This window comes from Herbaspirillum sp. ST 5-3 (assembly GCF_004804275.1).
Classification (GTDB): Bacteria; Pseudomonadota; Gammaproteobacteria; order Burkholderiales; family Burkholderiaceae_D; genus Noviherbaspirillum.
In genome coordinates, this window is record NZ_STGI01000013.1 from 112773 (window position 1) to 132227 (window position 19455).

Genomic DNA, 19455 nt, shown 5'->3' on the forward strand with positions numbered 1-19455 from the left:
CTCATGAAAATTCAAACCGAATACTTTAACCAGCAATACAACGCCCGCGCGATGATTCCTGACCATCCCTATGTCTTCACGCGCTGGCTGAAGGATTCCGCGCAGGTGCGGCGCACGCAGGCGGCACTGTTTGATCTTGCCTATGGCGAAGCCAGCGGAGAGCGGCTCGATTTCTTCCCGACCTATCGGGGCGATGCACCGCTCCTGGTGTTCATTCATGGCGGCTGGTGGCGTTCGCTCGACAAGTCGGATTTTTCATTCGTTGCGCCGGCCTACACGCATGCCGGTGTCAACGTCGCGCTGACCAATTACACGCTCGCGCCGCAAGCCTCGATCGCGGAGATCGTGCTGCAGCAAGTACGCGCACTTGCATGGCTTTACCGTCACGCGGAAGCCTATGATTTCGATCCTCAACGCATAGTCGTTGCCGGCCATTCCGCCGGTGCGCATCTGGCGGCGATGATGATGGCCGCCGTCTGGCCGGTGTTTGGCGAGGACCTGCCGCCGGACCTGGTCAAAGCCGCGATCCTGATGTCCGGCATCTATGACCTGGAACCGGTACGGCATGCGGATTTCGTGAACGTCGATTTGAAGCTGGGCGAGCGGGAAGTTGATTTTTTGTCACCAGCCAGAATGCCGCAGGCAAGCGCCGCGCCATTCCTCACCGCAGTCGGTGCGCTGGAATCCGAAGAATTCAGACGGCAGACCGGATTGCTTGAACAATCCTGGCAAGCCGGTCACCGAATGCAGGTTCCGCTGCCGGAAGCCAATCACCTGACAATCTGCGATGCGTTCGCGCAGCCTGACCACCCGCTTTGTGAAGCGAGCATCGAACTGATTTCCTCACTCAAATAGCAGAAGCGCTTTACACAACAGATTCGGCAGCAAGGCTTTGCCGGGAAAACAGGCAGGCATTATGATGTCTCTGTTGCGAATAAGAAAGACGTGACTGATAATCGTACAAAACCTGTGCTTCTGGCATGCAAGCGCAAGCAGTAACCTGGGCCGGATCACTTGTAAGAAGAATGCCGACAACGAAGATAGGGAAGCACCGACATGACCGACGCAGCAGATGACCTCGAAGCATTGTTTGATGAAGTGGCGGCCCAGCGCGCCGCTGACACAGTCGAACCTTCTGAGCCCGTTGCAGAAGCAGTTGTCGAGAGTGAGCCGACATCCTGCGCATCGGAGATGATGAATGATACGTCGGCTGCGGCATCCGGCGATCTGTCCGAAAAGCCGATGTACGAACGCCTTGGCGGCATCGTCCGCATGCTGCACGACTCTCTGCGCCAGCTCGGCTACGACCGCTCGCTCTCCGATGTGGCCAGCCAGATCACCGACGCACAGGGCCGTCTCGAGCACATCGCCGCCTTGACCGAACAAGCCGCCAACAAGGTCTTGAACGCCGTCGACACCAGCCTCCCGGAGCAGGAAACGCTGACGAAAAAGGCGAAGGACATGGAAAATCGCTGGGCCATGCTGTTCGATGGCAAGCTCAGCATAGAAGAATTCAAGGCGCTGGCTGGCGACTCGAAGCAGTTCGCCGCCACCGTCATGGAAGCAAGCGAATCCGAAAAGGCGCGCCTGCTTGAGATCATGATGGCACAGGACTTCCAGGACATCACCGGCCAGTTGATCAAGAAGATCGTCACCATCACCAGCACCGCCGAGCACGAGCTCGCGCAACTGCTGAGGGACAACGCGCCAGCCGAAGTCAAGGCCGCGATGGCCGCCGAGCACAAGCCCGCGGACAAGCCTGTGGATCTGATGCAAGGCCCGTCCGCTCCGAGTGCGGCGATGGCGCAGGATGACGTCGACAGCTTGCTTGCGGATCTGGGGTTCTAATGGACGATATGCTCAAGGAATTCGTTGTCGAGGCACTGGACCTCGCGACGAACGTGGAAGAGCACCTGCTCTCGCTGGAGCGGCATCCGAACGACAGCGACACGCTCAATGCGCTGTTCCGCTCGTTCCATACCATCAAGGGCGGCGCCGGCTTCATGAATCTGCCGGCCATCGTGTCCGCCTGCCATCTGACGGAAAACCTGTTCGACGCCCTGCGCACGGGCAAGGTACCGGTCACGCCGACCGCGATCGAAGCGGGCCTGCAGGCAAGCGGCTTCGTCGGCGACCAGTTGCGTCAATTGGCAAACGGGGCGGCGCCCGAAGCCCTGCCCGCCATGCCGGCAGCGCTGGAAGACATCGTGGCGCAAGCCATCGAGGGTAATGCCGCCGAACCGGCGCCCGTGGCGAAACCGGAAGCGGTTGCCGCCAACGAAGATGGAGCGGAAACGGCGAACTCCGTGATGTCCGACGACGGCCTCGATTGGGAAGCCTTGTACCGGGCGGTGGTTCCCGCCGGCACGCTTCCCGACGCACCGGCTGCGCCGGTTGCGCTCGCCGCTGTGCCGGCGTCGGCGGTCAAGGCCATCGAAGAAGGCGCACGACCGATCACCGCGCAGGTCAAGGAAGATTCCATTCGTATCGACGCCGTCAAGCTCGACGCCCTGCTCGAAGTCGCGGGCGAGTCCGTGCAAGCGGCGAACCAGGCCGCGGTCCTGCTGGAAAAACTCTTGCAGTTCAAGTTCGACGGACAGGCTGCAGTATTGATGTCGACCTTGCAGGAAACCCTGAATCGCGCCTCGCGCTATTCGACGGAGTTGCAGCGTGCGACCCTGTCGACGCGCATGCAGCCGGTGGGCCGCCTGTTCCAGAAATTTCCACGCCTGGTACGCGAACTTGCAAGAGACCTCGGCAAGAATGTGGAACTGGTGATCGAAGGCGCGGAAACCGAAGTCGACCGCGTGGTGGTCGACAGTCTGTACGATCCGCTGGTGCACATGCTGCGCAATGCGCTGGATCACGGCATCGAAACCGCCGAGGAACGCGCCGCAACCCCTAAATCGCCCAAGGCGACCATTCTGCTGAAGGCTTGGCAGGAAGGCAGCAGCGTCATGATTGAAGTGTCCGACGACGGCAAGGGCATGGATCCGAACCGGTTGCGCGACAAGGCAATCGCGAAAGGACTGATCAGCGACAATGCGGCGCAAACGCCGGAAGAAGCGTTCCAGCTGGTCTTCCTGCCGGGCTTTTCGACCAAGGAAGTGGCATCCAGCGTTTCCGGTCGCGGCGTCGGCATGGACGTGGTGAAAACCGCGGTCGAAAAACATCGCGGCGCCATCCGCATCGATTCCGCATTGGGTGAAGGCACGCGCTTCACCATCCGCCTGCCGATCGAACTGTCGATCGTGCCGACCATGCTGGTGCGTACGGCCGGCGCGGCTCTGGCGATGCCGATGGCGGTGGTGCAACGCGTAGTGGAACTGCCGGAATCCTTCTCCGAAGTCGGCGGCGCACCGGTATTGCGCGACCAGGGACGTCCGCTCGCCGTGCGCTCACTGGCCGAAATTCTCGGCTACGAAGCATGCAGGGAAAAAGTCGGCATCGTCATCGCTGCGCCACAGCCTTACATCCTGGCAGTGGAAGCGGTGGATGGCACGGCCGACCTCGTCATCAAGCCGCTTACCGCGATTGCGGTGCCCGGCGTGAATGGCACCGCGCGCTCCGCGGAAGGCGAACTGGTGCTGGTGATCAGCCTCGCGTTCCTGCTCGACGGTTGCAAGACGACTGCCGCACGTCTGGCCGCTTGACCCTTCGAAACGACCCGGACGGCCTTGCTGTCCGGGTCTTTGTTACTTCCGCCCGCCCGCAGCCGCAGTAAATACCCCCAAGCCGATGAAGGTGCCCGCCGTGATATAGCGGCCATAGGAGCGCGCCCGTCTGGCCCGGCCGAACACCGGAGCAACCACGCTGGCCGCCAGCACGTAGGAGCAATCCGTCACTGTCGCAATCATCACGAATACCGCGCCGAGCAAAATGCTTTGCTGCATGGCCGAGCCCGTCGCATCCATGAATTGCGGCAGGAACGCGGCGAAGAAGATGGTGGTTTTCGGATTGAGCAGCGCGACGACGAAACCATCGCGAAAGATGCGGTTGAGCCGCGCAATACCGGCATCCGACGGTGCAGCGTCCGACGCGGGCGTGCGCCACGCCTTGATGCCAAGATAAACGAGGTAGGCTGCGCCGGCATATTTGACCACCGAAAACGCCAGCGACGAAATCGCAAACAAGGCAGCCAATCCAATCGACGCGCCGACGGCATTACCCAGGTTGCCGAGCGCCACACCGGCGACCGATGCGAGGCCGGCCCGTTTGCCTTGCGCCAGCGTTCGGGTCACGACATAAATCACGGCCGGGCCGGGCGTCAGCGCGAGCACGAGGCTGGCGAGAAAAAAGGCAAACAGTAATGGTCCTGCCGGAAAATAGCCGTTCATTTTATCCTCCTGAATCTTCATGCTCCCGAATCGGTATCGGAATCATTGCTTCGACGCGCGCTCCGCCTTCAGTTTTGTCCATGAGGCGAGTTTTTCGTGGATGCCTTGCTGTTCGCTGAACATTTGCGCATCGGATGCGAGTTGCGCGCACAACTCCAACCGGATGCCATTCGGATCGAAGAAGTAAATCGATTTGAAGACGCGGTGATCGGTGATGCCAAGCACCTCGACACCGTTCGCCTCAAGACGTGCCTTCATTGCTTCCAGCTGCTCTATTGTAGCGACGCGCAACGCGATATGGTTGACCCATGCCGGCGTATTCGGAGAGGGTTCGCAGGCGGCGTTGTCTCCGAGATCGAAGAACGCGAGACAGGATCCATCCGTCATGCGAAAGAAAATATGTACATAGGGGCAGAATTCGCCAGTGGACGGCACCACGTCCTTCTGGATGTAGTGAAACAGCGGCAACCCGAGAATGTCCTCGTAAAAGTGGCGCGTTTCTTCCGCGTCGCGGCAGCGATAGGCGAAATGGTGCAAGCCGTTGATCGGCACAGCGGCGGGAATGGCCGCGGCCTGGCCGACAGGTGTGGCTGCGAGTGTGCTCATGGCATCCTCCGTGATTCAATGGCGCGCTTTTGGCGCTCCGCCTTGCGCAATCTTCTGCTCGATTGCGCCGAAAATCGATTTACCCTTGGCATCCAGCATTTCGATGCGGATCGTGTCACCGAATTGCATGAATGGTGTTTTGGCTTCGCCGTCGGCAATCATTTCCAGGCAACGTTTTTCCGCGATGCAGGTGTAGCCCTTGCGCGCATCCTTGTTGGACACCGTGCCGGAGCCGATGATGGAGCCGGCGCGCGCATTGCGCGTCATCGCCAGGTGCGCGATCAGTTGCGGGAAGCTGAATACCATATCCACCCCGGCATTCGGCTGACCGACTAGGGCGCCGTTCCACGTGGCCCGCAAGGGCAGATGCACCTTGCCGTCCTGCCATGCATCGCCAAGCTCGTCCGGCGTGACCGCAACCGGCGAAAAACTCGAGGCGGGTTTCGACTGGAAAAAGCCGAAGCCCTTTGCCAATTCGGCTGGAATGAGATTGCGCAATGAGACGTCGTTGACCAGCATCAGCAACCTGATATGGGATGCCGCCTGCGCCGCATTGGTTCCCATCGGTACATCGTCGGTAATGACGGCGACTTCGCCCTCGAAATCGATGCCCCACTCTTCCGAGGCCAGCAGGATATCGTCGGTCGGCCCGAGAAAGTCATCGGATCCGCCCTGGAACATCAAGGGTTCATGCCAGAACGAGGCCGGCATTTCCGCGTTGCGCGCCTTGCGCACGAGTTCGACATGATTGACGTAAGCCGAACCGTCCGCCCACTGGAAAGCGCGCGGCAGCGGCGCCATGCAACGCGTCGGATCAAAGTCGAAGTGACGATGCGTCCTGCCTTCGTTCAAGCGCTCGTAAAGCTGTTCCAGTTGCGGCGCGATGAAATGCCAGTCATCCAGCGCGCGCTGCAAGGTGAGCGCAATGCCGTCGGCAATATGGGCGGTTTTCAGGTCGCGCGACACGACTGCCAGCTGGCCGTCGCGCGTGCCGTCTTTCAGAGTAGCGAGTTTCATCCGGGCCTCCAGTCGAAAGGTCTGGTTTGACTTGCCGGCAGAATCATTCCCGGATGGCGAGCCACCGCCTGCTGACGAACTACAGCAGGCTGCCGACGTTCAGCAAGGTCAGTACGCCAAGGACCGCAAATATCACCGCCGCAATCGCGTGCACCAGTTTCAGCGATATCATTTTTGTGATTTTGTCCCCCAGCAGCACTGCCGGCACATTCGCGATCATCATGCCGAGCGTGGTGCCGGCGACTACCGCAAACAGGGATGAATACTTGGCCGCGAGCGCAATCGTCGCCACCTGCGTCTTGTCTCCCATTTCAGCCAGGAAAAACGCCAGCACCGTCGCGCCGAACACGCCGAAGCGCGAGTGCTTGGCCTCGACTTCATCCAGTTCGTCGGGAATCAGGGTCCATACCGCCATGGCAATGAACGACACGCCAAGAATCCAGCGCAGCACATCCTGGCCGACCAATTCGGTAATCCAGCTGCCGACGGCACCCGCGCCGGCATGATTCAAGGCGGTGGCGACGAGAATGCCGAGGATGATGGGAACGGGACGGCGGAATTTGGCGGCAAGCAAAAGCGACAACAATTGCGTCTTGTCGCCCATTTCAGCGAGCGCGACGATGCCAGTGGAGACGAGAAAAGCTTCCATGAAGAATAGTGAGAATGTTCTTGGTATTGCCGCGCGTCACAGCTCGTAGCTGTCCTTCGCGCCGCTCATGAGTTGTTCGATCAGCCTGCGGTTGAGCGTCGGGTTGAGCAATTCGATGAAACTATATACATAACTGCGCAAGTACGCTCCCTGCTTGAGTGCCACGCGCGACGCATTGGACCCGAACAGGTGGCCCACCGAGATAGCCTCCAGTCCCTTGTCGCGCTCGGGGTCGAATGCCATTCCCGCGATGATGCCCACGCCCATGCCGAGTTCGACATAGGTCTTGATCACGTCCGCGTCGATCGCTTCCAGCAGAATGTCCGGTTTCAGCTCGCGAATGGCAAACGCGTGGTCGATCTTGGCCCTGCCGGTGAACGCTGCGTCGTAAGTGATGAGTGGGTAGGTCGCAATCTCCTCCAGCGTAATCGTTTTGGATTTCAGCAAGGGATGGTCATGCGGCACCACCACCACGTGCTCCCATTGATAGCAAGGCACGCTGATCAATCCATCCATGTTGGCGATGGCCTCCGTTGCGATGGCCAGGTCGGCCTGATCCTTCAAGACCATTTCGGCCACCTGCTTCGGATTTCCTTGCAATAAAGACAAGCGCACCTTCGGAAATTTCTGTGTAAACGCCTGCACCACTTTGGGGAGCGCATAACGCGCCTGCGTGTGGGTGGTCGCAATGGTGAAGCTTCCACTGTCTTGCGCCGCGAATTCCTTGCCGATCTGCTTCAGGCCGTCGATTTCCTGCATGATCAGCTCGACCGAACGCAACACGGCCCGCCCGGGCTCGGTCAGGCCGCGGATACGCTTGCCGTGGCGCGTAAAAATGTCCACGCCCAGTTCTTCCTCCAGCTCGATGATGGCCTTGGAAACGCCGGGTTGCGAGGTATATAGCGCTTTTGCAGCCTCGGTCAGATTGAAGTTCTGGCGGACGGCTTCCCGCACAAAACGAAGTTGATGAAGGTTCATCTTTTCCCCTTGGCTTTTTGCCAATGCATTTTTTCTTCTTGTTTATGCCTGATAGGCATATAAGCAAATAAATACTAAGTAGTTTGGAATAAGGGTCAAGTTTATTACGATTCCCACTCGTTTGCGTGAGGTGACATGACTCTTTCTTATGTGCTTTCAGGTTTTGGCGTCGGGCTGCTGGTCGGCTTGACGGGCGTGGGCGGCGGATCCCTGATGACACCGCTGTTGACGCTTCTTTTCGGCGTCTCGCCCACCGTGGCGGTCGGCACCGATCTGGCCTTTGCCTCGGCAACCAAAACCGCAGGCACCCTTGCCCACCGTCTCGGCGGCACCGTGCACTGGAGCATCGTTCGCCGCCTCTGCCTCGGCGCCTTGCCGGCAGCCTTGCTCGCTACCGTAGCCTTGAAATATTTCGGTGCGCTGGACAAGGAAATCGGCCAGATCATTCGCTATTCGATTGCCGGCTCGGTGCTGCTCACCGTCGTGTCCCTGCTGTTTCGCGGCCGCATGCTGACCTGGATCCTGGCCCACCCCGAACGGCAATTGCAGGGCACCAGGCTGACCGCGGCCACCATCATTGCCGGTGCCATTCTCGGTACCTTGGTGACCATTTCCTCGATCGGCGCCGGCGCAGTCGGTGCCACGATCCTCGTATTGTTGTATCCTCGCCTGTCCCCGGCGGAGATCGCCGGAACCGATATCGCTTATGCGGTCCCCCTGACTGCCATCGCCGCCTTCGGCCACTGGTATCTTGGCTCGATCGACTGGCAATTGCTCGCCACCCTCTTGCTGGGTTCCGTGCCCGGCATCACCCTCGGTTCACTCGCCGCGAAAGCCGTGCCGGAAAAAGTGTTGCGTGGCCTGTTGGCGACAACCCTGACGGGCGTCGCCGCGAAACTGGTTTTTTAAGATTGGATAAGAGAGATGTATCGTTACGACCAATATGACCATCTGATCGTCAAGGAACGCGTCGCGCAGTTTCGCGACCAGGTCCGTCGACGCCTGGCCGACGAACTGACCGAAGAAGAATTCCTTCCCCTGCGCTTGCAGAACGGACTGTACATGCAGCGCCACGCCTACATGTACCGCATCGCCATTCCGTATGGCCTGCTGTCGTCCACGCAAGTGCGCAAGCTAGCCTATATCGCGCGCAAATACGACCGCGGCTACGGCCACTTCACGACGCGCCAGAACATCCAGTTCAACTGGATCAGCCTGGAAGATGTGCCGGACATTTTCGAGCACCTGGCTTCGGTCGAAATGCACTCGATCCAAACCTCGGGCAACGACGTCCGCAACACGACCACCGATCAATATGCCGGCGTCGCAGCCGACGAGCTGGTCGATCCGCGTCCGTATGCCGAAATCGTCCGCCAGTGGAGCACCTTCCATCCGGAATTCGCCTACCTGCCGCGCAAATTCAAGATCGCCTTCAACGCTGCCAAGGAAGACCGCGCCGCGCTCGCCATGCATGATATCGGCATCGAAATCGTCAAGAATGCCGAAGGCGAAATCGGTTTCCGCGTGCTGGTCGGCGGCGGCCTGGGCCGTACCCCGATCCTCGGCAGCTTCATTCGCGAATTCCTGCCCTGGCCGCATCTGCTGACGTATATCGAAGCCATTCTGCGTGTGTACAACCAGTACGGCCGCCGTGACAACAAGTTCAAGGCACGTATCAAGATCCTGCTGAAAGCGACCGGCGTCGAGGAATTCGCGCGCATGGTTGAAGAAGAATGGGCCGACCTGAAAGACGGCCCCGGCACGCTGACCACCGAGGAATTCGACCGCATCGCGGCCTACTTCACGCCGCCGGCATATGAGACGCTGGCCAACGAAGACGCCACACTCAAGCAGCAGCGCGCGCAAAGCAAGGGCTTCGACAACTGGATGAAGCGCAACGTCAAGCCGCACAAGGTCCCGGGCTATGCGATCGTCGTGCTGTCATTGAAGAAACCGGGCGTGCCGCCGGGCGACGCCACTGCAGAGCAAATGGATTTCGTTGCCGATCTGGCCGACCGCTACAGCTTCGGCGAAGTGCGCGTCACGCATGAGCAGAACCTGGTGCTGGCCGACGTCAAGCAATCCGAGCTGTTCACGCTGTGGGGTGAAGCCAAGGCGCATCATCTGGCCACGCCGAATATCGGCTTGCTGACCGACGTAATCTGCTGCCCCGGCGGCGATTTCTGCTCGCTGGCCAATGCCAAGTCGATCCCGATCGCCGCAGCCATTACCGAGCGTTTCGAGGACATCGACTTTCAGCACGACATAGGCGAGATCGATCTCAACATGTCGGGATGCATCAACGCCTGCGGTCATCACCATATCGGCAATATCGGCATTCTCGGCGTCGACAAGGATGGCTCCGAGTGGTATCAGATCTCGATTGGTGGCGCGCAGGGCAACGACAGCTCGGTCGGCAAGATCATCGGCCCGTCCTTCTCCGCGCAACAAGTGCCGGGCGTGGTCGATCGGCTGCTGCAGGTCTATGTCAAGAATCGCATCCAGGGCGAGCGTTTCATCGAAACGGTGCGCCGCATCGGTATCGAGCCGTTCAAGGAATATGTATATGCCACGCCGATCGCGGGCGGAGCACTGGTAGGGGAAGACGAATATGCGTGAAATCATCAAGGACAAAGCCGTCGTCAATGATGACTGGACTCTGATGCACCTGGCCGAGGGCGAGACGCCGGAAACGGTTGCCGTCCCCACCGGCAAGCTCATCGTGCCGTTGGCGGTCTGGGAAGCGCAACGCAGCAAGCTGCGGGAACGCGCCGAGATCGGGGTCTGGATCGCCAGCCACGAGCGGCCGGAAGTGTTGAAGGAAGACGTTAAAAAGCTGTCCGTGATCGCCGTCGATTTCCCGAAATTCTCCGACGGTCGCGGCTTTTCGATTGCCTACAATCTGCGCCACCGTCTCGGCTACACGGGCGAACTGCGTGCGATTGGCGACGTGCTGCGCGACCAGATGTTCTACATGCAGCGCGTCGGCTTCAACGCATTTGCGACGCGCCCGGATCGCAGCATTCATGAGGCGCTGAAAGGCTTGTTCGATTTTTCGGAAGCCTACCAGGCGGCCTGGGACCGGAAATTGCCGCTGTTCCGCCGCGTCGAGCGCGGACAAAAAGCGACCCAAGGTTGAAGCCATGAGCACCAAGGATTTCAACAATCTCATTGCAGCAACACAGGCGACACTGACGAGGATCGCGAACGACTTTGCGCCTGCCGTGTTTGCCTCCAGCCTCGCGGCCGAAGACATGGTGTTGACCGACATGATCCTGCGCGCCAGGCTGTCCATCGGGATATTCACCCTGGAAACCGGCCGCCTGCACAAGGAAACCCTCGGCATGCTGGACCGCATCAGGGAAACCTATGACTCCGAGGTGAAGCTCTTCAAGCCGGAGCAGGCCGCGGTCGACGCCTACGTGCAGCAGCACGGCTTGAACGCGTTCTACGACAGCGTCGAACTGCGCAAGGAATGCTGCCGCATCCGCAAGGTGGAACCGCTGAATCGAGCCCTCGCCGGCAATAAGGCATGGGTCACCGGCCAGCGCCGCGCGCAGTCGACGACACGCGCCGATCTCGCCGTGCAGGAAAACGACGAAGCGCATGGCATGACCAAGTTCAATCCGCTGGTCGACTGGTCCGAAGACGATGTGTGGAACTACATCCGCTGCAACAAGGTGCCGTACAACCCCTTGCACGACAAGGGCTACCCGTCCATCGGCTGCGAACCCTGCACCCGCGCCATCCAGCCGGGCGAAGATATTCGCGCAGGACGCTGGTGGTGGGAGAATCCCGAGTCAAAGGAATGCGGCCTGCACGTCGTCGATGGCAAGCTTGTCCGAATCAAATCTGTAGCACAGTAAAACTATGAATACTGCAGTCGAAAAACTCTTTTTGGATGCTGCCAGCAACCGTCACCTGGACTGGCTCGAATCGGAAGCAATCCACATCATGCGCGAGGTTGCGGCCGAGTGCACCAACCCGGCATTGCTGTTCTCCGGCGGCAAGGACTCGGTGGTCCTGCTGCGCATCGCGGAGAAGGCATTCCGCCCCGGCAAATTCCCGTTCCCGCTGGTGCATATCGATACCGGCCACAACTTCCCGGAAGTCATCGAATTCCGTGACCGTCGCGCCAAGGAACTGGGCGAACGCCTGATCGTGCGCTCGGTCGAGGATTCGATCAAGCGCGGAACCGTCCGCTTGCGCAATCCGCAAACCGATTCACGCAATGCCGCGCAAGCCGTGACGCTGCTCGAAACCATCGCCGAATTCAAGTTCGATGCCTGCATCGGCGGCGCCCGTCGCGATGAAGAAAAGGCCCGCGCCAAGGAACGCATCTTCTCCTTCCGCGACGAGTTCGGCCAATGGAATCCGAAGGCGCAGCGCCCGGAATTGTGGGACTTGTATAACACGCGCGTCCATCCCGGCGAGAACATGCGTGTTTTCCCGATCTCGAACTGGACAGAGCTCGACGTCTGGCAATATATCGCCCGCGAAAACCTGGCGCTGCCATCGATCTACTTCGCCCATGAGCGCCAGGTGATTCCGCGCAACGGCTTGCTGGTGCCGCTCACCGACTTGACGCCGCCACGCGAAGGCGAAACGATCGAGACCCGCGTCGTGCGCTTCCGCACCGTGGGCGATATTTCCTGCACCTGCCCGGTGGCGTCCGATGCGAACACGGTCGATGCCATCATCGCCGAAACGGCAGTGACCCAGATTACCGAGCGCGGCGCAACGCGCATGGATGACCAGACATCCGAAGCCTCGATGGAAAAACGCAAGAAAGAAGGGTATTTCTGATGGGTGCACAATTGAATGCGGCAGTAGTTGCAGAACCAGTGGCATTGACCAGCGCAGGCATGGAACGCGGGCTGCTGCGCTTCATCACGGCCGGCTCGGTCGATGATGGCAAGAGTACGTTGATCGGCCGTCTGCTGTTCGACAGCAAGGGCATTTTCGCCGACCAGCTCGATGCGATCTCGCGCGCCAAGCACAAGCGCACCGTAGGCGACACGGTTGATCTGTCGCTGCTGACCGATGGACTGGAAGCCGAACGCGAACAGGGCATCACCATCGACGTCGCCTATCGCTACTTTGCGACACCCAAGCGCAAGTTCATCATCGCCGACACCCCCGGCCATGAGCAATACACGCGCAACATGGTGACCGGTGCATCGACCGCCGACGCAGTCATCATTCTGGTTGACGTGTCGAAGGTCAAGCTGGGCGACGACGGCAGCGTCGAACTGCTGACGCAAACCAAGCGCCATTCGACTATCGCGCATCTGTTGCGCATCGAGCATGTGATCGTCGCGGTCAACAAGATGGACCTGGTCAATTACGACCAATCCGTATATGACCGTATCGTCGCGGCCTACCGCAAGTTTGCGCAGCAACTCGGCCTGCAGGACGTACATGCCATTCCCTTGTCGGCACTGGCCGGCGATAACGTCGTCGAAGCCGGCGACAAGATGCCGTGGTATCAGGGTCCGACCCTGATCAAGCTGCTCGAATCGCTTTCCGTCTATGACGAATCGCATGACGAACCCTTCCGCTTCCCGGTCCAACTTGTGGCGCGCCACAACGGCCATGAAGCGAATGATTTCCGTGGTTACATGGGCCGCATCGAAGCCGGCAAGGTCCGCAAGGGTGACAAGCTGGTGGTGCAACCGAGCGGTCAGGCCGCAACCGTAAAGGACATCCTGACGCTGGAAGGATCGATTGATTCGGCCGCGGTCGGCCAGTCCGTCACACTGCTGCTGGAAGAGTATCTCGACATTTCGCGCGGCGACATGCTGGTCGCGGAAGACAGGCCGGCCACACAGTTGCGCACAGTGACTGCCGACGTCTGCTGGCTGTCGGAAGAACCGCTCGACATGCGCCGCAAGTACTGGCTCAAGCACACCACCAAGCAAGTGGCTGCGCGCGTGGCGAAGATCGACACCCTGCTCGACATCAACACCCAGGAGCGCCGCCCTGCCGAAGGACTGAAGCTCAACGACATCGCGACCGTGTCGATCAATGTGCAGCAACCGCTGGCGGCCGATGCCTATGACGCGATTCGCTCGACCGGCGCGTTCATCCTGATCGATGAGGTGACGCACCAGACGGTTGCCGCCGGCATGATCCGGATCGATTGAGTCCAGGATTTCATGTCGTCCTCATCCGCCGCGCAGAAGAAAACCGGCAAGGTTTATCTGATCGGCGCAGGTCCCGGCGCCGCTGACCTGATCACGGTCCGCGGCGCCCGCATTCTTGCCCAGGCCGAGGTCGTGCTCTACGACGCATTGGTGACGGAAGAGATGCTCTCGCTTTGTCCGCAGGCGGAGAAGATTTCCGTCGGCAAGCGTTCCGGACAACGTTCGACCGCCCAAACTGTCATCAATCAGCAATTGGTCGATTGCGCCAGGCGATACAGGTTGGTAGTGCGCCTGAAGGGCGGCGATCCGATGATGTTCGGCCGCGCCGACGAAGAACTGCGCGCATTGGAAGCCGAGGATATCAAGGTCGAGATCATTCCGGGCATTACGGCCGCCCTTGCCGCAGCCGCCTCCACCAAACAGCCACTGACCAAGCGAGGCATCGCCCGCAGCGTCGCATTCTTTACTTCAAGCACTGCGCCCGGTCATCCCGAACAATCCACCCTGCCTGATTGCGACACGCTGATCCAGTACATGGGCGGAAAGGAAGCTGTCGCGACCGCGCGCAAGTTGCTTGCGCAAGGAAAATCGCCTGCACTTCCTGTCCTTGTCGTGGAAAATTGCAGCCGAGATAATGAGTGCGTCCTGCGCTTGACACTTGGTGAACTGGAACAAGGACTGGCCGCCTGCCACGGCCCGGTTTTGGTCATGATCGGCGAAGCGCTGGCTTCGCGCAGCTAAGTTGCGAGCGTAGTGACGCAGTAACGAGCGATCGCGTTCAAGACGTCTGCATCCTCGCCCACTGCAGCAGCGGATTTGAGCTGCAGGCCGGGGAACTCTTTCTTCAGTTGCTCGATCATCACGGGCAAATCGCGCAATACATGCCCGCCCTGCCCGAAAAACACCGGCACGACGGTCATGTTTGTGCAGCCATCCTGCATGAGTTGCCTGACGAGTTCAGGTAATTTCGGCGTCATCAATTCCAGAAACGCCAGCACAACCCTTACCTCGGGTGACTGCGCCTGCGTAATCTGCTGCAGCCGCTGGAAGGGTTCTGCCCATCGCGGATCACGTGCGCCATGGGCGAACAGGATAAGTGCGCGTTGTTCCATAAGCGAGTCTCCTAGTGCTTTTGAACCCACAGCAATGCGCCGATCGCCACCAGCAGGAAGGTCGCGCTGGGCAACACGGCGGTGGCAAATGCCGGCCAGGTATTGAGCAGGCCGAGATGCGAGAACAGGCTATTCAGCAACTGGAAGCTGACGCCAATCATGATGCCGATGAAAATCTTCAAGCTCACGCCACCGGCGCGGAAATGCAGATAGGCAAAGGGCAACGCCAGCGCCATCATCACCAGCACCGCGAGCGGATAAATCAGCTTCTTCCAGAATGCGATTTCATAGCGATCGGTGTTCTGGTTGTTTTCCGCAAGATGCTTGGTATAGGTTGCCAGCCCATAAGCCGACATCCGATCCGGATCGGCAAAGAGCACCGACAGAATATCGGGCGTGATCTCGGATACCAGATCCTTGGAAGCAGCGTTCGTGGTCGCAACCCTTGCCGAGAGGTCCGGAATATTCGTGGAAAAGGTCGTTTCCGTCACATCCGCCAGCCGCCATACGTTATCGCCCTTGTAATCGGCGTGCTTTGCCGAAACCACGGCCGTCAAATGGAAATCGCGGTCGAACTCGTAAAGCTTCACGCCTTGCAATTGGCCATCTGCGCTGACTGTTTTCACGTTCAGGAAACGCGATCCGATCGGATTGCCATGCAGTCCGTTTTCCCGGATCAGATCCTTGGTCCAGAGGCCGGAGCGGAATTGCTGCGAAAGATTGGAGCCTTGCGCCTGCAGCTTCCAGCGTTCGGCCATTTCGCTGCTCGCTGGCGCGATGAATTCGCCAAAGAGAAAAGTGACCAGGACGAACACAATACCGACCTTCGCCAGCATCCAGCCGGCCATGACGGTCGAAAGGCCGGAGGCGCGCATGATGGTGAATTCGGAGCGCGCCCCGAGCTGGGCGAGTGCATAAATAGTGCCGATCAGGGCCGCGATCGGCATCAAATCGTACACGTACCCGGGCAAGCCCATGGCGACGTACAAGAATGCATGCTGCAGCTGGTAATTGCCGCGTCCGATCTGCGGCAATTCGTTGATCAGGTCGAAGAATGCAAACAGCGCAAGAAATGCAATCAGCGCAAACAGCACCGCCCCGACGATCTCCGCTGCTACGTAACGGTCCAGCACCTTCATTTTGCGCCCGCCTTTCTGAACAGGTAAGCGCGCTTGACCGTACCCCAGAGCGTTGCCGGGTGATAAGTACTGTTAATCAGGAGACGCCAGGAGAACAGTCCGAGCACGAGCAGCACGGCAACAAGATGCATCGGCCACCACGCTACCGATAGATGCATGCGCTGCTGCTGCACGGCGTATTGCAGCACGCTAACCATATTGCTGTAGACAACATACAGCAACAGGGCGATCAGCAGATTGGCCGAACGACCGCCGCGCGGGTTCACGAAGCTCAACGGGATGGCCAGCAGCATCAGCAGCAAACCCATGATGGGCAGCGAGACGCGCCACAACAGTTCGCCGCGATTGAAGTGGTTTTGCAAACCTGCCAGCAGCTCGGTGGTCGAGAGCGCTCGTGCCGATGTGTCGCCAACCAGCGCAGCCGACTGGCGCGACACCAGCACGCCATAGCGCTCGAATTCCATGACGCGGAAGTCCGGCTGGTTCGGCAGACCGTCATAACGGCGCCCCTGATTCATGACCAGAAATTTGTCGCCGCGCTCGTCGAGGGCAATGGTGCCCTCCTTTGCGACCACCACGCTCGCACGTCCATCCTTTACCGTATTGACGAACACGTTCCTGACCTTGGTCGCATCGCCGCTGACCGCCTCCACGAAAAAAATGCGGTCGGCCGACGACGATTCCTGGAATTTGCCGGGCGCAACCTTGGAGATATCGTTCTGCTTTTCAAAACGCTCCTTCAGTTCCGCGCTCTTTCTGTTGGCCCATGGCGTGACCACAAAGCTCAACGCGGTAATCAGGACGATGATCGGCGCGCCGAAGGACAAGACCGGCGCAATCCAGCGCGTCAGGCTCATCCCGGAGGAGAACCAGACCACCATTTCCGAATCCTGGTAGCTGCGCGTGACGACCGCCAGCACCGAGATGAAGCCGGTCAGGATCAGAATGATCGACAGATACTTGAGTGCCGCGAACCCGATCAGTGCGACCACGTCCTGCGAGCTGATCTTTCCGCCGGCGGCCTGGCCGAGGATCTTGATCAGCATGACAGTAATCGTGATGGTAAATAGCGTGGTAAAGACGGCGCCAGCAGTGCTGACCAATTCGCGTCGAAGTGCGCGCTGAAAGATCATTGAATTGAAGACTATAATTGCGTCTGGAGAAGGAGAGACCCATGGACTTTAGCATAAAACCGATCGACCCCAAAACCGGCCTCGCCGGCGTCAAGACTGGCTGTATTGCTGTTGGCGTATTTGAAGACAAGAAACTTTCGCAAGCCGCGAAAGAACTGGACCGCAAGGGCGACATCAGCGCGGCGCTGAAGTCCGGCGACATCACCGGCAAGGCCGGAACCACCCTGCTGCTGCGCGCCACGGCCGGTGTGGCCGCAGAACGCATTCTGCTGGTCGGTCTCGGCAAGGATGAGCCGATCACCGAGAAGAATTTTGTATCTGCGGTGCAGGCGACGGCACGGGTCTTTGCATCTCTTGGCGCAACCGACGGCGCCATCGCGCTGCCGCTTGAAGACGTCAAGGCGCGCGACGCTGCCTGGTCCGCCCGCGCGGCGGTGCTTGCCATGCGCGACGCCTCCTATCGTTTCGATTCCACCAAGAGCAAGAAAGAACCCGCTCAGGGCGGTGTCAGAAAAGTGACATTCCTTGCCTCCGGCGCAGCGGCAGCGGTAGCGAAGGCCTCTGCTGCGCAAGGCACTGCCATCGCCAATGGCATGGATCTGACCAGGGACCTGGGCAACCTGCCCAGCAATATCTGCACGCCGACCTATCTTGCCAATACCGCGAAGAAGCTAGCGAAGGATTTTGGTTTCGGCATTGAAGTTTTGGAACGCAAGCAGATCGAAGCACTCAAAATGGGCAGCTTCCTCTCCGTGACCAAGGGCAGCGAGGAACCACCGAAGTTCATCGTGTTGAAACACATGGGCGGCAAAAGCAAGGATGCGCCAACCGTATTGGTAGGCAAAGGCATCACCTTCGACACTGGCGGTATCTCGCTCAAGCCGGGCGCCAACATGGACGAAATGAAATACGACATGTGCGGCGCCGCATCGGTGCTCGGCACCTTCCGCGCGATCGGCGAAATGGGCCTGAAGCTGAATGTGATCGGCGTGATTCCTACTTGCGAAAACATGCCGTCGGGCCGTGCGTCCAAACCGGGCGACATCGTGACGTCCATGTCCGGCCAGACCATCGAAATCCTGAACACGGATGCCGAAGGCCGCCTGATCCTGTGCGACGCGCTGACCTATGTGGAACGTTTCAAGCCGGCAGCGGTGGTCGACATCGCAACGCTGACCGGCGCCTGCGTGACCGCCCTCGGCCACCACAACACCGGCTTGTTCACGCGGCATGACGATGCGCATGATGAACTGGCGGACGAATTGCTCGCGGCCGGCAAGGCCACCGGCGACACCGCGTGGCGCCTGCCGATCGAGGATTCCTATCAGGAGCAGCTGAAATCCAACTTTGCGGACATGGCCAACATCGGCGGACCGCCGGGTGGCAGCATCACGGCCGCCTGTTTCCTGGAGCGTTACACGAAAAAGTACACATGGGCGCACCTCGACATCGCCGGCACGGCCTGGAAGAGCGGCGCGGCGAAAGGCGCGACCGGTCGCCCGGTCCCGCTGCTGACGACCTTCCTTCTGAACCGCGCGAACGGCAAGAAAGCGGCATGAAGCTGGCAACCTGGAACGTCAATTCCCTGAAGGTCCGCTTGCCGCAGGTCGTGCAGTGGCTGGCGGACAATCCGGTCGATGTGCTGTGCCTGCAAGAGACCAAGCTGACCGACGACAAGTTTCCGTTGGCGGACATCGAGAAGATTGGTTATCAAGCTGTTTTCGCCGGCCAGAAAACCTACAACGGTGTCGCGATCCTGTCGAAGCATGCGATGAGCGAGGTGGTGAAGAACAATCCGCGTTTCGAGGATGAGCAGCAGCGCATCATCAGCGCCACCATCGAAGGCATGCGCGTGGTGTGCGCCTACATCCCGAACGGTCAGGCGGTCGGCTCGGACAAGTATCAGTACAAGCTGGGCTGGCTGAACGCCTTGCACGACTGGCTGGCGGACGAGTGCAAGAACCATGAAAACCTCGCGCTGCTGGGTGATTACAACATCGCACCGGAAGACCGCGACGTGCACGATCCTGTTGCATGGCAAGGCCAGGTACTGGTATCCGAACAGGAGCGCGCCGAATTCCGCCGCTTGCTGGATCTCGGCTTCAAGGATGCGTTCCGTCTGTTCGATCAGCCGGAAAAAGCCTTCAGCTGGTGGGATTACCGGATGATGGCATTCCGCCGCAACATGGGCCTGCGTATCGATCACATCCTTCTCTCGCCCCCGCTCGCCGGGCGCTGCAGCGCATGCGTCATCGACAAGCTGCCGCGCAAATGGGAACAGCCTTCCGATCACACACCGGTGGTGGCGACGATCGACTAGCTGCTTGGTCCACCGAAA

General features: G+C 59.7%; 20 protein-coding genes. 12 read left to right on the top strand and 8 right to left on the bottom strand.

The features are described 5' to 3' along the window. Window positions 1-3 precede the first annotated feature (3 nt). From E6W33_RS21470 to E6W33_RS21480, 3 genes are all read left to right on the top strand, one after another. Window positions 4-855 (top strand): alpha/beta hydrolase, encoded by an 852-nt coding sequence (locus E6W33_RS21470; protein ID WP_136419403.1) that lies wholly within the window; start codon window positions 4-6, stop codon window positions 853-855. A 201-nt stretch (window positions 856-1056) separates the two neighbouring features. Beyond that, window positions 1057-1848, top strand: coding sequence for a protein phosphatase CheZ (locus E6W33_RS21475; RefSeq protein WP_136419405.1), 792 nt, complete (start codon window positions 1057-1059; stop codon window positions 1846-1848). Beyond that, window positions 1848-3653, top strand: coding sequence for a chemotaxis protein CheA (locus E6W33_RS21480; protein ID WP_136419407.1), 1806 nt, complete (start codon window positions 1848-1850; stop codon window positions 3651-3653). The genes E6W33_RS21475 and E6W33_RS21480 overlap by 1 nt, the downstream gene beginning before the upstream one ends. Before the next feature lie 42 nt (window positions 3654-3695). On the opposite strand, the gene E6W33_RS21485 is transcribed toward E6W33_RS21480, so the two are convergent. The 5 genes from E6W33_RS21485 to E6W33_RS21505 all read right to left on the bottom strand — a co-directional run bounded on the left by E6W33_RS21485 (window position 3696) and on the right by E6W33_RS21505 (window position 7587). Beyond that, window positions 3696-4337: a LysE family translocator gene (locus E6W33_RS21485; RefSeq protein ID WP_136419409.1), complete on the bottom strand. Its 642-nt coding sequence runs from the start codon at window positions 4335-4337 to the stop codon at window positions 3696-3698. A 42-nt stretch (window positions 4338-4379) separates the two neighbouring features. Further along, complete coding sequence (locus E6W33_RS21490; RefSeq protein WP_136419411.1) at window positions 4380-4943, bottom strand: VOC family protein; 564 nt, start codon at window positions 4941-4943, stop codon at window positions 4380-4382. 15 nt (window positions 4944-4958) lie between these two features. Beyond that, window positions 4959-5960, bottom strand: coding sequence for a fumarylacetoacetate hydrolase family protein (locus E6W33_RS21495; protein ID WP_136419413.1), 1002 nt, complete (start codon window positions 5958-5960; stop codon window positions 4959-4961). Window positions 5961-6039: 79 nt separating this feature from the next. After that, a complete protein-coding gene (locus tag E6W33_RS21500) occupies window positions 6040-6609 on the bottom strand; it encodes a TMEM165/GDT1 family protein (RefSeq protein WP_136419414.1) in 570 nt (189 codons plus the stop codon). Between the two features lie 36 nt (window positions 6610-6645). Then, complete coding sequence (locus E6W33_RS21505) at window positions 6646-7587, bottom strand: CysB family HTH-type transcriptional regulator (protein WP_136419416.1); 942 nt, start codon at window positions 7585-7587, stop codon at window positions 6646-6648. A gap of 135 nt (window positions 7588-7722) precedes the next feature. On the opposite strand from E6W33_RS21505, the gene E6W33_RS21510 reads away from it, so the two are divergent. The 7 genes from E6W33_RS21510 to cobA are packed head-to-tail and all read left to right on the top strand — an operon-like array spanning window position 7723 to window position 14474. After that, window positions 7723-8496 carry a sulfite exporter TauE/SafE family protein gene (locus E6W33_RS21510; protein ID WP_136419418.1) on the top strand — a complete coding sequence of 258 codons (774 nt, stop codon included), beginning with the start codon at window positions 7723-7725 and terminating at the stop codon, window positions 8494-8496. A gap of 15 nt (window positions 8497-8511) precedes the next feature. Further along, the gene (locus E6W33_RS21515; RefSeq protein ID WP_136419419.1) at window positions 8512-10206 is read left to right on the top strand and encodes a nitrite/sulfite reductase; all 1695 of its coding nucleotides are present in this window, start codon (window positions 8512-8514) and stop codon (window positions 10204-10206) included. Then, entirely contained in the window at window positions 10199-10726 is a 528-nt protein-coding gene (locus tag E6W33_RS21520; RefSeq protein WP_136419421.1) for a DUF934 domain-containing protein, read from the top strand. The genes E6W33_RS21515 and E6W33_RS21520 overlap by 8 nt, the downstream gene beginning before the upstream one ends. A gap of 4 nt (window positions 10727-10730) precedes the next feature. Continuing rightward, entirely contained in the window at window positions 10731-11453 is a 723-nt protein-coding gene (locus E6W33_RS21525) for a phosphoadenylyl-sulfate reductase (RefSeq protein ID WP_136419423.1), read from the top strand. 4 nt (window positions 11454-11457) lie between these two features. Then, window positions 11458-12393: a sulfate adenylyltransferase subunit CysD gene (cysD, locus tag E6W33_RS21530; protein WP_136419425.1), complete on the top strand. Its 936-nt coding sequence runs from the start codon at window positions 11458-11460 to the stop codon at window positions 12391-12393. Window positions 12394-12452: 59 nt separating this feature from the next. Then, a complete protein-coding gene (locus tag E6W33_RS21535; protein WP_136419471.1) occupies window positions 12453-13733 on the top strand; it encodes a GTP-binding protein in 1281 nt (426 codons plus the stop codon). A gap of 12 nt (window positions 13734-13745) precedes the next feature. Further along, a complete protein-coding gene (gene cobA / locus E6W33_RS21540; RefSeq protein WP_136419427.1) occupies window positions 13746-14474 on the top strand; it encodes a uroporphyrinogen-III C-methyltransferase in 729 nt (242 codons plus the stop codon). Here the strand turns inward: cobA and E6W33_RS21545 are convergent. From E6W33_RS21545 to lptF, 3 genes are read right to left on the bottom strand one after another with little or no spacing between them, the layout of a single operon-like run. After that, a complete protein-coding gene (locus tag E6W33_RS21545; protein ID WP_136419429.1) occupies window positions 14471-14845 on the bottom strand; it encodes a CbiX/SirB N-terminal domain-containing protein in 375 nt (124 codons plus the stop codon). The genes cobA and E6W33_RS21545 overlap by 4 nt on opposite strands. 11 nt (window positions 14846-14856) lie before the next feature. Further along, window positions 14857-15984: an LPS export ABC transporter permease LptG gene (lptG, locus tag E6W33_RS21550; RefSeq protein WP_136419430.1), complete on the bottom strand. Its 1128-nt coding sequence runs from the start codon at window positions 15982-15984 to the stop codon at window positions 14857-14859. After that, entirely contained in the window at window positions 15981-17117 is a 1137-nt protein-coding gene (gene lptF / locus E6W33_RS21555; RefSeq protein WP_136419431.1) for an LPS export ABC transporter permease LptF, read from the bottom strand. Before lptF ends, lptG begins: the two co-directional genes overlap by 4 nt. A 41-nt stretch (window positions 17118-17158) precedes the next feature. Between lptF and E6W33_RS21560 the strand changes: the two genes are divergently transcribed. Both E6W33_RS21560 and xth read left to right on the top strand, forming a co-directional pair. Next, entirely contained in the window at window positions 17159-18676 is a 1518-nt protein-coding gene (locus tag E6W33_RS21560) for a leucyl aminopeptidase (RefSeq protein WP_136419432.1), read from the top strand. Then, entirely contained in the window at window positions 18673-19437 is a 765-nt protein-coding gene (gene xth / locus E6W33_RS21565) for an exodeoxyribonuclease III (RefSeq protein WP_136419433.1), read from the top strand. The genes E6W33_RS21560 and xth overlap by 4 nt, the downstream gene beginning before the upstream one ends. Window positions 19438-19455: the final 18 nt, after the last annotated feature.